This window comes from Caballeronia sp. LZ034LL, assembly GCF_031451215.1.
Lineage (GTDB): Bacteria > Pseudomonadota > Gammaproteobacteria > Burkholderiales > Burkholderiaceae > Caballeronia.
In genome coordinates this window covers 2039976-2052836 of sequence record NZ_JARUXR010000001.1, presented here as the reverse complement: position 1 = coordinate 2052836, position 12861 = coordinate 2039976, and the positions used below count along the sequence as shown (strand labels likewise).

The 12861-nt window shown below is 62.5% G+C and carries 13 protein-coding genes and 2 tRNA genes; 9 read left to right on the top strand and 6 right to left on the bottom strand.

Annotated features, from left to right (window positions below):
- Window positions 1-55 precede the first annotated feature (55 nt).
- A complete protein-coding gene (gene phoR / locus QCE83_RS09430) occupies window positions 56-1369 on the top strand; it encodes a phosphate regulon sensor histidine kinase PhoR (protein WP_309809044.1) in 1314 nt (437 codons plus the stop codon).
- Window positions 1370-2076: 707 nt separating this feature from the next.
- Here the strand turns inward: phoR and ppk1 are convergent.
- Window positions 2077-4140 carry a polyphosphate kinase 1 gene (gene ppk1, locus QCE83_RS09425; RefSeq protein ID WP_309811608.1) on the bottom strand — a complete coding sequence of 688 codons (2064 nt, stop codon included), beginning with the start codon at window positions 4138-4140 and terminating at the stop codon, window positions 2077-2079.
- A 314-nt stretch (window positions 4141-4454) separates the two neighbouring features.
- Here ppk1 and ppx point away from each other — a divergent pair, with 314 nt between their 5' ends.
- Window positions 4455-5966 (top strand): exopolyphosphatase, encoded by a 1512-nt coding sequence (ppx, locus tag QCE83_RS09420; RefSeq protein WP_309809042.1) that lies wholly within the window; start codon window positions 4455-4457, stop codon window positions 5964-5966.
- Between the two features lie 81 nt (window positions 5967-6047).
- Here ppx and QCE83_RS09415 read toward each other — a convergent pair whose 3' ends face one another.
- The gene (locus tag QCE83_RS09415; RefSeq protein WP_309809040.1) at window positions 6048-6872 is read right to left on the bottom strand and encodes a GNAT family N-acyltransferase; all 825 of its coding nucleotides are present in this window, start codon (window positions 6870-6872) and stop codon (window positions 6048-6050) included.
- 138 nt (window positions 6873-7010) lie between these two features.
- Window positions 7011-7469: a histidine phosphatase family protein gene (locus QCE83_RS09410; RefSeq protein WP_309809037.1), complete on the bottom strand. Its 459-nt coding sequence runs from the start codon at window positions 7467-7469 to the stop codon at window positions 7011-7013.
- A 178-nt stretch (window positions 7470-7647) separates the two neighbouring features.
- On the opposite strand from QCE83_RS09410, the gene QCE83_RS09405 reads away from it, so the two are divergent.
- The 3 genes from QCE83_RS09405 (at window position 7648) to QCE83_RS09395 (ending at window position 8515) form a co-directional block, all read left to right on the top strand.
- Window positions 7648-7724 (top strand) — tRNA-Pro (locus tag QCE83_RS09405).
- 153 nt (window positions 7725-7877) lie between these two features.
- Window positions 7878-8048 (top strand): hypothetical protein, encoded by a 171-nt coding sequence (locus QCE83_RS09400; protein WP_309809036.1) that lies wholly within the window; start codon window positions 7878-7880, stop codon window positions 8046-8048.
- A gap of 314 nt (window positions 8049-8362) precedes the next feature.
- Window positions 8363-8515 carry a hypothetical protein gene (locus tag QCE83_RS09395; RefSeq protein WP_309809035.1) on the top strand — a complete coding sequence of 51 codons (153 nt, stop codon included), beginning with the start codon at window positions 8363-8365 and terminating at the stop codon, window positions 8513-8515.
- A gap of 58 nt (window positions 8516-8573) precedes the next feature.
- Here QCE83_RS09395 and QCE83_RS09390 read toward each other — a convergent pair whose 3' ends face one another.
- The 3 genes from QCE83_RS09390 to QCE83_RS09380 form a co-directional block, all read right to left on the bottom strand.
- A complete protein-coding gene (locus tag QCE83_RS09390; protein WP_309809032.1) occupies window positions 8574-8894 on the bottom strand; it encodes a hypothetical protein in 321 nt (106 codons plus the stop codon).
- Window positions 8895-8923: 29 nt separating this feature from the next.
- Complete coding sequence (locus tag QCE83_RS09385; RefSeq protein ID WP_309809030.1) at window positions 8924-9625, bottom strand: peptidoglycan DD-metalloendopeptidase family protein; 702 nt, start codon at window positions 9623-9625, stop codon at window positions 8924-8926.
- A gap of 113 nt (window positions 9626-9738) precedes the next feature.
- Complete coding sequence (locus QCE83_RS09380; RefSeq protein WP_309809029.1) at window positions 9739-10641, bottom strand: aldose epimerase; 903 nt, start codon at window positions 10639-10641, stop codon at window positions 9739-9741.
- A 585-nt stretch (window positions 10642-11226) separates the two neighbouring features.
- Between QCE83_RS09380 and QCE83_RS09375 the strand changes: the two genes are divergently transcribed.
- The 4 genes from QCE83_RS09375 to QCE83_RS09360 all read left to right on the top strand — a co-directional run.
- Window positions 11227-12057: an undecaprenyl-diphosphate phosphatase gene (locus QCE83_RS09375; RefSeq protein ID WP_309809026.1), complete on the top strand. Its 831-nt coding sequence runs from the start codon at window positions 11227-11229 to the stop codon at window positions 12055-12057.
- A 94-nt stretch (window positions 12058-12151) separates the two neighbouring features.
- A tRNA-Arg gene (locus QCE83_RS09370) sits at window positions 12152-12228 on the top strand.
- Window positions 12229-12445: 217 nt separating this feature from the next.
- Window positions 12446-12592: a hypothetical protein gene (locus QCE83_RS09365; RefSeq protein WP_309809022.1), complete on the top strand. Its 147-nt coding sequence runs from the start codon at window positions 12446-12448 to the stop codon at window positions 12590-12592.
- Window positions 12593-12597: 5 nt separating this feature from the next.
- The coding region (locus QCE83_RS09360) for a hypothetical protein (protein ID WP_309809020.1) at window positions 12598-12861 on the top strand (264 nt) is incomplete at its 3' end.

Sequence of the window (12861 nt, the reverse complement as noted above, 5' to 3'; positions counted from 1 at the left end):
TGCCAGGTTTCTCGTCAGTTCTGCCGTATCAACGTCATTCAGATTCATCGCCACCATGAACATCATCTGGACGCGCGCCATCGTGTCCTTCGCGCTGCTCGCGGGCATCAGCGCCGCGCTTGGCGCGCTGGCCGGCGTGCGCGTCGCGCTGGCTTTCGCGGTGCTCATGCTTGTCGTGCAGGGCTTCTTCGTCACCTATCACATGCAGCGCCTGTGGCGTCTGCTGGAAGCGCCGGTGTACGGCGAGGTGCCGAGCGCGCTCGGCGTTTGGGGCGAAATCTACTACCGTCTGCACAAGCTCGCGAAGCGCTGGCATGCCCAGGTGCGGCAGGTCGAGCAGCAGCATGCGCGTTTCATCCAGGCGATCCAGGCTTCGCCGAATGGCGTCGCGATGCTGGACGATCACGATCAGATCGAGTGGTGCAACGCGATTGCCGAGCAGCATTTCGGGCTCGATGCGAAGCGCGACTTGCGCCAGCACATTACGCATCTGGTGCGGAATCCCGACTTCATCCGCTATCTGAATTCACACCATTACGAAGAGACGCTCGTGATGCGCGGCATGGGCGTGAACCGCAAGTACACGGTGTCGGTGCAGGTGTTTCCGTATGGCGACAATCGCAAGCTGGTGTTGACGCAGGACATCACCGAGCTGGAGCGCACGGATTCCATGCGCCGCGATTTCGTCGCCAATGTTTCGCATGAGTTGAAGACACCGCTGACGGTGTTGTCGGGATTTCTCGAAACGATGCGCGAGTTGCCGCTCGATGAAGCGGATCGCATGCGGTATCTCGACATGATGAACCAGCAGGCGTTGCGGATGCAGAACATCGTGCGCGATTTGCTGGTGCTGGCGAATCTTGAAGGCGACATGCGTCCGCCGGGCGATGAGGTGCTGGACATGCGTTCGGTGATCCGGCATATCGAGGACGATGCGAACAATCTTTCCAATGGGCGGCATCGGATTACGTTTCATAGCGATGACTCGCTGACCGTGGCGGGCGTCGAGACGGAAGTGATGAGTGCGCTTGGGAATCTCGTCACGAATGCTGTGCGGTATACGCCTGACGGCGGGACTATTGATGTTTTGTGGGAGCGGGTCAAGGATCGCGCGGTGTTTTCTGTCAGGGACAGCGGGTTTGGTATTCCGGCGGAGCATATTCCGCGACTCACGGAGCGGTTTTATCGCGTGGATCGCAGCCGTTCGAGGGATACCGGTGGAACCGGTTTGGGGCTCGCCATCGTCAAGCATGTGCTGCAGAGGCATCATGCGGAGCTTGATGTCACAAGCGAAGTGGGGAGGGGGAGTACGTTCGTCGTCAGGTTTCCCGCTTCGCGGACGGCTTTTCGGAAGTCTCTCGCGGCTTAGGGGTTCGTGTTTGCCAGCGCTTCTATGGACTTCCCGTATTCGCGTCGGTCTATTAGCACTGCCCCTCCCCGGGGCGGGGGTAACTTTCTTTGCCGCTGCAAAGAAAGTCACCAAAGAAAGCAGCTTTTCTTCTCGCCCAGCGTCACCTAGCGGCACGACACAGAACTGCCTCGCTGGCCCGGCAATAGAGAGTGCCCTCAAAGGCCAAGCGGGGCTTGGATCGCGGACCCACTGCCACAACGCGCCGTTCATCAAACTGGTACAGCCATTGGAAGCGCCGGCCCAGCGCTACGCGCTGCCGAAGGGTATGCAAGGGAAACCAACGTTGGGCTGATGCAGTGAGATGGATGTGTCAGCAAGCCGGCACGGGCAGACCCGATTGATCCGACGGCGGCGCGTAGCGCAGCGCCGGAGCATGCAGGGGCTGCACCAGTTTGTTCTGTGGTGCGATTTCACAGTGGGTCCGCGATCCACGCCCGGTGTGGCCTATGAGGGCACTCTCTACTGCCGGGCCAGAAACGGGGTTCTGTGTCGTGCCGTTAAGTGACGCTGGGCGGGAAGAAAAGCTGCTTTCTTTGGTGACTTTCTTTGCAGCAGCAAAGAAAGTTACCCCCGCCCCGGGGAGGGGCAGTGCTAATAGACCGACGCGAAAGCGGGAAGTTGATAGAAGCGCAGGCAAACGAAAACAGCCCCGCGCTCAACAAAAATCAAGAACAGAACTTAGCCAAGAGCCCTAATTGCGCATTGCGAATAGACTTCCCGGGGCGGCGTTTCCGATAATGCCCATCACTCTGCATGACCCAGGCCGACTGATTATCCCCAAGACAAACGGACAATCCCTCGGCGATGACTCGCCGCTTCAACCTCCGATCGCGGATCGGAAACGCGACCTCGACGCGGCGGAAGAAATTGCGATCCATCCAGTCAGCACTGGACAAGAACACATCTTCCTTGCCATTGGCATAAAAATAAAAGATCCGATGATGTTCAAGAAAACGCCCTACGATGGACCTCACCGTGATGTTCTCGGAAAGATCCTCCACCCCAGGCTTAAGCGAACACACCCCCCGCACGATCAAATCGATCTTCACGCCCGCGCGTGAAGCCTCATACAAGGCTTCAATCACAGTAGGCTCGAGCAGCGCATTCATCTTCGCAACGATACGTGCCCGCCGCCCAAGGCGCGCATGCTCGGCTTCGGCGCGAATCGCGTCGATCAGCTTCGCGTGCAGCGTGAACGGCGACTGCCACAACTGATGCAGCGCAATCTCCCCGCCAATGCCAGTCAACTGCTGGAACACATGATGCACGTCCTCGCACATTTCCTGGTCGGCGGTCATCAGGCCGAAGTCGGTATAAAGACGCGCCGTACGCGGGTGATAATTACCCGTGCCCAGATGCGCATAACGCTTCAACACCAGCTTGCCGCCCTGCGACACACGCCGCACGATCAACACCATCTTCGCGTGACACTTGTGGCCCACCACGCCATACACCACATGCGCGCCCACAGCCTCCAGCTGCGAAGCCCAGCTGATATTCGTCTCCTCATCGAAGCGCGCCAGCAGTTCCACCACCACCGTCACTTCCTTGCCATTGCGCGCCGCCTGCATAAGCGCATCCATCAACGGCGAATCCGTACCCGTGCGATAGATGGTCTGCTTGATGGCAACTACTTGCGGATCTTTCGCGGCCTGCAGCAGCAACTCCAGCACAGGCTGAAAACTCTCGTACGGATGATGCATCAGGATGTCGCCCTGATCGATCGCATCGAAGAGATTGGTCGTGTTCGAAATCGCCTTGGGCACCGACGGAATATGCGGCACGAACTTCAGGTCCGGCCGGTCGACCATCTCCGGCAACTGCATCAGCCGCACCAGGTTCACGGCCCCGTTGACGCGGTACAGGTCGCGCTCGCTCAACTGGCTTTCGTCGAGCAGACGGCGCACGAGATGCGGCGGCGTTTCCGCCGATACCTCGAGTCGCACCGCATTGCCGAGATGGCGCGCCGGCAGTTCGCCCTGCAGCGCGACCCGCAGATTGGTGATCTCGTCTTCATCGACGAACAGCTCGCTGTTGCGCGTGATGCGAAACTGGTTGCAGCCCCGCACGATCAGGTGCGGAAACAACTCGTTGACGAAATGCTGCATGAACGAGCTCAGCAGCACGAAACCGTGCGGATAACCCGACAGCGCTTCCGGCATGCGCACAAGGCGCGGCAGCGCACGCGGCGCCTGCACGATGCCCATCATCGCCTGCCGTCCGAAGGCGTCCGTGCCCTCCAGTTCGACGACGAAGTTCAGGCTCTTGTTCAGCACGCGCGGGAACGGATGCGCAGGGTCGAGGCCGATCGGCGTCAGCACCGGCAGCAGTTCATTGTGGAAATAATCGCGCGCCCAGGCGGTCTGTTGCTCGCTCCAGCTTTCGGCGCCGTGAAAGTAGATGCCTTCCATTTCGAGCGCCGGCAGTACGATGTCATGCAGCATCGAGTATTGCTGGCGCACGAGACGCTGCGCGCGCTCGGACACGAGGTCGTACACATGCTGCAAGGACATGCCGTCCGGCGACAGCGTGCCGGGGTTGTCGCGCATCTGCTCTTGCAGACCCGCCATGCGGACTTCGAAGAATTCGTCGAGATTGCTGCTGGTGATACAGATGAAGCGCAGGCGTTCCAACAGGGGAACCGTCGTATCGGCGGCTTGCGCGAGGACGCGCTCGTTGAAACCTAATATGCCCAGTTCGCGGTTGAAGAGCGGATAGCGGATGGACATCGGCAGGATGGAGGGTGTCTCGATCAAAGGGGCAAAGGTGCGCTCGAATGCTCTCACAGTTTGATGTATTTTTGATGACAGAACGATTTTCACAAATTCTACTCACAATGCGAATAGCGTCTTCGGAGCGTGCGCACTGCGCCCGTGAAAGGGTTCACGAAGCAGGCGACGCGGAAGGCGCCGGCATGCAATAGAATTCGTGCGGAATTCGTGCGCTGCAACAGCGCGGCTGCAGCCATGCCGCAGTAGCAACGCCGAAATAGCAGTGCCGAAGCAACAGTGCTCTCCCACATCACGTTTTCTCTGGATCTCCGATGGTCACACATCCCCACCTTCTTGCCGCAGTCGACCTCGGATCGAACAGTTTCCGGCTGATTGTCGGCCGGGTCGAGGAAACGCCCGCCGGCAGCCAGATCTATCAGGTCGATGCGCTGCGCGAGCCAGTCCGCCTCGGCGGCGGGCTCTCGCGGGACAAGCTGCTCGACCGCGCGTCGCAAGTGCGCGGCTGGGACGCGCTGAAGCGTTTTGGCGAACGCCTGCGCGATTTCCATCCGGACCAGGTGCGCGCCGTCGCCACCAATACCTTGCGCGTCGCGAAGAACGCGCATGACTTCCTCGTCGAAGCCGAAGCGGCGCTCGGCTTTCCGATCGAAGTCATCGCCGGACGCGAGGAAGCGCGCCTGATCTACGCCGGCGCCGCGCATTCCGTACCGGCGATCGCGGGCCGGCGTCTCGTCGTCGACATCGGCGGCGGCTCGACTGAATTCATCATCGGCTCGCACTACACGCCGATCCACATGGAAAGCCTCTACATCGGCTGCGTGAGCCATAGCCGCCAGTTCTTCCCGTCCGGCAACGTCGATGAATACACGATGCGCCAGGCCGAACTCGCCGCCAAGCGCGAGATCCAGATCATTTCGAGCGAATACAAGCAGACCGGCTGGGATCAGGCGATCGGTTCGTCGGGGACTGCGCGCGCGCTGGCGGAGCTGATCGAGGCGAACGGCTTCAACGACGAAGGCATCACGCACGGCATCTCGCGCGGCGGCCTCGAGCGGCTGAAGCGCGCGGTCATCAAGGCGGAGAACGTCAACCGGCTGAAGCTCACCGCGCTCAAGCCGGATCGCGTGCCGGTGCTGGCGGGCGGACTGTCGATTATGCTCGGCGTGTTCGAGGAACTGGGCATCGACTATGCCGACACCACCGACGCCGCGCTGCGTCTCGGCGTGCTCTATGACCTGCTGGGTCGCTCGCAGCATCAGGACATGCGCACGGTCACCGTGGAGGGCTTCAAGCGGCGCTATGGCGTCGATGCGGCGCAGGCAGACCGCATCGGCGAGCTCGCCATCAGCTTCCATGATCAACTGGGCGAGCCCGACGAAGACCTGCGCGAAGAGAACCGCATGTTCCTGGCATGGGCGGCGTCGCTGCATGAGATCGGGCTGTCGATCGCGCACAGCGCCTATCACAAGCACTCCGCCTACATCACCAGCAACGCCGACATGCCGGGCTTCTCACGCACCGATCAGGCGCGTCTCGCCACGCTCGTGCTCGGACACGCGGGCAAGCTGGGCAAGCTCGCACAGACGCGCGACGTCGACTGGACGCTCCTGTTCTGCCTGCGGCTCGCGGCGTTGTTGTCGCGCCGGCGCGCGGAGGTCGGCTTGCCGGGCATCGAGGTGCGGACGGCGGGCGGCGGCTTCGAAGTGCGTCTGCCGAGCGACTGGGTCACGAACAATCCGCTCACCGATTACAGCCTCGTCCAGGAGGCCATGGAATGGGAGAAGATCGGACGTCCGTATCGCGTGGTTTATACGGGTGATTGAAGCATTGATGCCTGAACGAAGAAGGCCCCGCCGCATGATTGCGCCGGGGCCTTCTCTTTGAGCGCGCGCCGCCAGTGCCGCTCAACGTCCCTGCATGTCGCCGATGAAGTGGCGCGCATAACGCGCGTTGATGTCGGAGAGACGGAACAGCGTGAGGAAATCGGCGGTATTGAAATCTGGATCCCACGCGGGCGCGCCGCAGATCTTCGCACCCAGGCGCAGATAACCCTTCACCAGCGGCGGCGGAGTGACGTTCGCGCCAGTGCGCAGTTCCTCGACCGGCAGCGGCGTATGCGGGAACGCGCGGTATTCGGGCGCCGTCAGTGCATCGGCGGACAGCGAGGTATAGAGATTCGCCGCGTAGTGACCACCGTCGATCATGCCGACGCTCGCGCAGCCAAGCATCGTTTCATAGCCGTTCTGCATCATGTAGGCAGCGAGGCCGCCCCACAGCGACATGATCACCGCACCGTTGCGATAGTCGGGATGCACGCACGAACGGCCCACCTCGACCAGCTTCGGACGCAGGTGCGTAAGGCGCGACACGTCGAACTCGCTTTCCGCGTACAAGCGGCCAATACGCGCGGCCTGATGCGGCGGCAGCACGCGATACGTGCCGACCACTTGCAGGCTGTCGAGATCGCGTACGAGAAGGTGATCGCAATAGGCGTCGAAGACATCGACGTCGAGTCCGGCGGGACCGGAAAGATGCGCGCCCATCTCTTCCGAGAACACGCGATAGCGCAGGCGCTGGGCGTCGCGCAGGGCGTCGTCGTCGCGCGCCCATGAGACTTGCAGGCGCTCGCGTCCGGTGTGGGTTTCGGACGTGCGCGGAAGATGACGGCGCGATTCGAGCGAGAAGGATGCCGCTCCGAGTTGCAGGACGGGCGTCGGCAGATCTTGCATTGGCTTTCCTCGACAGGACGTGGCTGTGGCTTGAGTCCTCGCCAATGTAGTAATCCGCGATGACGCTCGCATGGCATGGCAATGACGTTTCAGTGAAACGCCTTGATCCGTGCCGTCGTTCGCGTGACCCGTTTCACCTCATAGCAGGTCGGGATTGATGACGGCGCGCAGCACGGTCTGGCCGTCACCCGCGCGCGTGCGCGACTGGAACCACCAGACGCCCGATTTCTTCACCGACCACTCCGTTTCCGTGCCCGTCATGAGCAGGGCAGCCAAGCGGCCGAGCGTCGGCTGGTGGCCGATCACCACGACCGTCTCGCCGATGCCGTCGGGCCAGCCCGCGGCGTCGAGCACGGCTTGCGCGCCGTTGCCGGGTGCGAGCGTATCGACGACGCGATAGCGGTCGCCGAATGCTTCGGCCGTCTGGATCGTGCGCGTCGCGGGGCTGGCGAGCAAAATGGCGTCATCGCCGACGCGCGCCTTGAGCCACCGCGCGACGCCCTGTGCCTGTTTGCGTCCGCGCGAGGTGAGCTGGCGGGCGAGATCGCTCGGCGCCTGATCTTCGGCTTCGGCATGGCGCCAGAGAATGAGGTTCATCGCTTGTCTCCGCTGAGAAAGGGGGATGCGCAGGTTCACGCGCGGGCTCCGTTACAGGAAGTTGCATGCCCGCGCGTGCTTGCCGCGTGCTTGCCGCGTGGTTGCCGCCTGGTTGCCAAGCAGCATGCATGTGCGGCATTGCGGACGCGTGGCCGGCACGCTACAATTCGCGGCTCGTCGGAGCGTAGCGCAGCCTGGTAGCGCATCTGATTTGGGATCAGAGGGTCGTAGGTTCGAATCCTATCGCTCCGACCACCACACACGAAGGGGTTACAAGTTACGGCTTGTAACCCCTTTGCCGTTTCTGAGGTCCGTTCGGCGCGTGATTGAACGCTCCGATGAAGGTCCGATCAGATTCAATCGGCCGTCCGTTCAGCCGATGCCTGTCCAACCCTGTCCGGGAGCACCATGCCGCGTAATGTTCTTGCATTTGTCACTGTCTTCTCGCTGGCGCTCGGCTTGTCCGCATGCGCAGACGCCCCGAATCACAAGCATCCGCCGCAGGATCCGCCCGACTACAAGGGCGTGCCCACCGACATGACGCCGCCGATGATCATCGCGCCGGCCCAACCGCAATAACGCTCGTTGCGGCCGGCGTGAAGGCGAAGCCCCGATGCGCACGCACCGGGGCCTCTGACCCGCGTCGGCTGTTCGCGCGGATACCGCACGGGCTGAAAACATTCTAAGAAGGCGCGTGGAGCAGGGCTGTATGCGCTTGTTTCGGAGCGTAACCGGTTGCAAAGGGGATGCGAGGGGTTGCGAGGCCGAGGCGCCGGGTCGGCCGCTCAGAAAGATCCGGAAATTGCTACCTGCCGCACGCACTGACGAAACATTCAAGCGAATATTTTGCTGGACAGGTATGATCCAACGAATTGTTTCAATTTGTATCGATCATGAATCTGCTGTGGGTTTTCGCCGTCGTCGCCCCCTTGGGCCTGGCCTCGCTGTTCGCGTTTGCCGCGCGGATCGATCCATTGTCGGGACACTGGCGCACACCGGCCGACACGCTCCCCGAAGACGATGCCATGGCCGGTTCCGACGCCTGAAAAAAGCGCGTGAGTGGCGAGCGGCCGGTCGTCGGCCGTCACGCCGCCGGGACAGCCATCATTGCTTGCAGCGGATCACCATCGAGCGATTCTTGATGTTCGCTCCAAAGATCCCGCCCACCGAGCCGCCGGCCGTCGCGCCGTTGTCGGCATCCTTTGAAATCACGTCATAGCCGTAGGCGCCGCAGGTCTCTCCCGCCTGCTTGTAGCAAGCGGCCCAACTGGTGGCAGCATCGCCGCCGCTGCAATTGATGGCGAAGCCGGTGTCGCCCGAAGGCAGGTAGGTCATCTTCGTCGTATGCGCGCAGCCTGCGAGCGCGCCAGTCAATGCAAGCGCCACGCAGACGGCGGCAGCGTTCATCCTCTTCTTCAGCTTCATCGATCTTCCTTGTAACGTCCGCCGCGCGTTCAGCGCGACGGCAGATAGCGCGCCGGGTCCACCGAGCGGCCCATGTAGCGCACTTCGAAATGCAGCATCGTGCGGTTGCTGTCGGTATCGCCCATTTCGGCGATCTGCTGGCCCTGCTGCACGGTCTGGCCTTCCTTCACCAGCAGGGCGCGGTTGTGCGCGTAGGCGGTCAGGTAGTCGTCGTCGTGCTTGATGATCAGCATGTTGCCGTAGCCGCGCAGGCCGTTGCCCGCGTAGACCACATTGCCGGCCGCCGCCGCGATGACGGGCGTGCCCGCCGCATTGGCGATGTCGACGCCCTTCGAATTCTTGCCGTCGAAACCGCGAATCACGCTGCCCTGCGCAGGCCAGACGAGTGACACGCCCGGTCCGGCCTTGGCCTGTGCCGGCGGTTGCGGTGCCGACGGGGTGCCGGCGCTGGCATCCGTCGAGCCGGACGAGGCCGCCGACGATGTCGCCGATGTCGCGCTGCCGGCGGGCGGGGCGACGCGCAGCACCTGTCCGACCTCGATGGCGTCGGGATTGGAGAGCCCGTTCCAGCGCGCGATGTTGGCGACGCTGGTGCGCTTCGCGCGCGCGATCTTCGATACCGTGTCGCCGCGCTCCACCCTATAGAAGCCGGGCCCGACCGGCGCGGAGCCGCAGGCGGCCAGCACTGCGATGAGTGACGTGCAGACGAGCCGTCGAATTCCTGTTTGCAAACCTGACCTCGCAAGGCGTCGCCGCGCGGAGTCGGAGCACTGGCGCGCGGCGGAAAGAAAGGCAGGATTTTACAGGCTCGGGTTTGCCCGAACAGAAAGCCGCTCGCGGCGCATTATTCCGCGGGCGTCACGACCAGTCTGAGCGACGCCGTTTCGGTCTTGCCGGGCGCAAGCCAGCGCAGGCCGCGGCCGTTGTGGATGGCGTCCGGCAGGCCGATCCACGGTTCGACGCAGTAGAAGTCCGACGCATCCGATTCGGTCCAGGTGGTGACGGCATACCACGGCACCGAATCGGGCTGTTGCAGTTCGAGGCGCACCGTGCGCCCGAGACCGGGCAGGTTCAGCAGCATCGGTTCGTCGGGCTGCCGCGTGAGGCAGTGAAACACGTCGACGATGGCCGGATCGGCCAGCGAGTAGCTCGCCAGGCCTGCTTCGGCGGCGGTGATCGATCCGTCCGGCAACTGCCGGCGGCGTTCGGTGTGCGGCAGCTGCACGCTGCTTTCGGCGCGCTGGCCGTGCGGCAGATGGAAGTAGAAGTGATGGCCGGCGTAGTAGGGGAGCGGCACTTCACCCGGATTCGACGTGGTGAGTTCCACCTCGAGCGTGTGCGCATCGACGATGCGGTAGGCCGCCTCGAAGCGGAACGCGAACGGATAGCCGGCGCGGGTGGCGTCGCTGTCGACGAGGGTCATGCGCACGCCGTGGCCATCGGCGTCGCGGGTCCAGGTGAAGGGCAGGTCGCGTGCGAAGCCGTGCGTGGGCAGCGCGTGGACGATGCCTTCGGGATCGCGCCAATGGCCGATCTGCCCGTCGACGAAATGCCTTCCGAGAAACGGGAACAGCAGCGGATTGCCGCCGCGGATCTTGGCGGGGTTGGACCAGTCGGGCGCGTCGGGCCAGTGAATGACGGGCTCGCCGCCGACCCGCCAGGTCATGAGCCGCCCGCCGGCATGCGGCGCGAGCAGAAGGGCGGCGCCGTCGCGCTCGATTTCGATGATTTCCTGTTGCGTTGACATGATGGCCGTGCACTCCATTGAGGGTAGGGCTTGCGCGCGTCGGGACAAGCAGACAGCAGGACGGCGCTGCTCGCGAGTGGGACGATTCTGCCTCAAATTTTCTACATGGAAACCCTTTGCGGGAAATTGCGACTGACCGATGTCCGGCCGATATGGTCTGATAGGTGCCGAGTGTTGGGAACCAGACGGACAAGGAGTGACCATGGATCTGGCAATGGCGATGGGTGTCGCGATGTTCGGCCTTTTCGGGGCGAGCACGGCGCTTTTTCTGTACAAGCTGAAGGCCTGACCGGCCGATGCATCGCGGCTTGCACAAGGGTGTTTCTTTCGGGTTTGCTCTAGTTTGCTTTCTGTAGTCTGTCGTTCCGCCGACGATTGTCTGTCGGTGTCTTTTGTGTGCTGTTTTGTGTGCGGTAGCGCTTGGCGCTCGATAGGCCTGTCGGCATAATCGGGACCGTTTGTGCGCCGTGTCATCCAGCCTTCCTGCCTGATCTCCCTGTACGCCTCGTCCGGCTTCGCGCGACGCGCGGGATGCCGGGATGCATTGCACGGCGCGTCCCTCCCTTCCCGAAAAAGGACCGACGCGTGACTCTGTGGTTTCTCGTATTCCTGAGCGTCCTGCAGGGCGTTACCGAACTCTTCCCCGTCAGCAGTCTTGGCCATACCTTGCTGGTGCCCGGACTGATCGGCATGCATATCGACAAGCATGCACCGCAGTTGCTGCCGTTTCTTGTCGCGCTGCATCTCGGCACCGCGATTGCCTTGCTGTGGTATTTCCGCGCGCGCTGGGTTGCGCTGATCCGCGGTTTCTTCGCGTCGCTCGGCGGCCGCAAGAACGACGACGGCCACATGATGTGGGCGCTCATCATCGGTACGATTCCGACGGGCATCGTCGGCTTGCTGCTCGAAAAGCGCCTTGAGGCACTTTTTCACGATTTGCGGATCGTGGCGGCCGCGCTGATCGTCAATGGCGTGTTTTTGTGGTTCGGCGACCGGCTGCAGAAGCGCCGCGCGCTGCAGGCGCCGGAGAAGCTCACGTTCAAACAGGCGTTTCTGGTGGGACTGGCGCAGATCGGCGCGCTGATTCCGGGCTTTTCGCGCAGCGGCCTGACGATGATCGCGGGTGTCGGCGCTGGCCTGACGGCCGAGGCGGCAGCGGAGTTTTCGTTTCTGCTCGGCACGCCGATCATCTTCGCGGCGGGCGTGCTCGAACTGCCGAAGCTGTTCCATGCACCGGGCCAGTTGTTTGATTCGGTGCTCGGCGGCGTGCTGACGGGCATCGCGGCCTATCTCAGCGTGCGTTTCCTGATGCGTTACTTCGAAGGGCACGGCAAGCTGGCGTCGTTCGGCGTGTACTGCGTGATCGCGGGGATCTTCTTCTTCGGCTGGTTCATGATGCATCCGCAGCCGCTCTAGGCGAAGCGGGACGCGGGCGACCGGGAATGAGGTAAAATCGCTGACTCTTCAGATCCGCGGTAGGTTGTGCCATTCATGCCGCGCGCGTCGATATCCGCCCTTAGCTCAGCTGGATAGAGCAACGGCCTTCTAAGCCGTAGGTCACACGTTCGAGTCGTGTAGGGCGGGCCAGTGACATCAGATGCCAGGCCCAGTCCGTGTGACTGGGCTTTTGCTTTCCGGTTTCTTGATTACGCGCAGGCGGTGTGCGGGTAATTCGATCAACGTGAGCATTGCGACGTTTTTCCCAGCGCTCGCTCACCTCCGCATTTTCAGACTTTAATCATTCCGTTGCAGTGCCGGATGCAGCAGGCTCGATAGCTTCGATTAACGAGGCTTAGAGCGCACGATGCTGACAGAGCACCTAACCTTTTTGGTTGATCGCCGCCTGATGGCGGTGCATAAGGATTGGCTGTGTTTTCGCAGTGATTCACGGGCGTCTTTGTTCTGCTGGCAGGCGATCGATTTCGAGCTGATCGGCAGGGAAGAAGCCTAATGGGCATGCCGGCGGTCACGCACCTGACGCCCGTCATCGGCGTGGACGTGCACATGATTCAGACGCCGGCGGGCGTCGTCATGCCTCTGCCGCATCCGCACGTGGGCTTCGTGCTCGATCCGATGGAATATCTGTCGACGCTGCCGGAGGGTGTCGGCAGCATGGTGTCAATGGGCATGATGGCGATGAGTGCGGGAGCCATCGTCAAGCTGGGAATGCGCAGTGTGAGCGCGGCGGCAGTTGCGGCTGGTGCGATGGCTGTTGCAGTG

Coding starts and splice junctions, on each gene's coding strand:
- QCE83_RS09365 (WP_309809022.1), top strand. CDS start 12,446: ATGCTGACAGAGCACCTAACCTTTTTGGTTGATCGCCGCCTGATGGCG.
- ppk1 (WP_309811608.1), bottom strand. CDS start 4,140: ATGTCCATCCGCTATCCGCTCTTCAACCGCGAACTGGGCATATTAGGT.
- QCE83_RS09410 (WP_309809037.1), bottom strand. CDS start 7,469: ATGAACCTCATTCTCTGGCGCCATGCCGAAGCCGAAGATCAGGCGCCG.
- QCE83_RS09380 (WP_309809029.1), bottom strand. CDS start 10,641: ATGTCAACGCAACAGGAAATCATCGAAATCGAGCGCGACGGCGCCGCC.
- phoR (WP_309809044.1), top strand. CDS start 56: ATGAACATCATCTGGACGCGCGCCATCGTGTCCTTCGCGCTGCTCGCG.
- QCE83_RS09400 (WP_309809036.1), top strand. CDS start 7,878: ATGCCGCGTAATGTTCTTGCATTTGTCACTGTCTTCTCGCTGGCGCTC.
- QCE83_RS09415 (WP_309809040.1), bottom strand. CDS start 6,872: ATGCAAGATCTGCCGACGCCCGTCCTGCAACTCGGAGCGGCATCCTTC.
- QCE83_RS09395 (WP_309809035.1), top strand. CDS start 8,363: ATGAATCTGCTGTGGGTTTTCGCCGTCGTCGCCCCCTTGGGCCTGGCC.
- ppx (WP_309809042.1), top strand. CDS start 4,455: ATGGTCACACATCCCCACCTTCTTGCCGCAGTCGACCTCGGATCGAAC.
- QCE83_RS09390 (WP_309809032.1), bottom strand. CDS start 8,894: ATGAAGCTGAAGAAGAGGATGAACGCTGCCGCCGTCTGCGTGGCGCTT.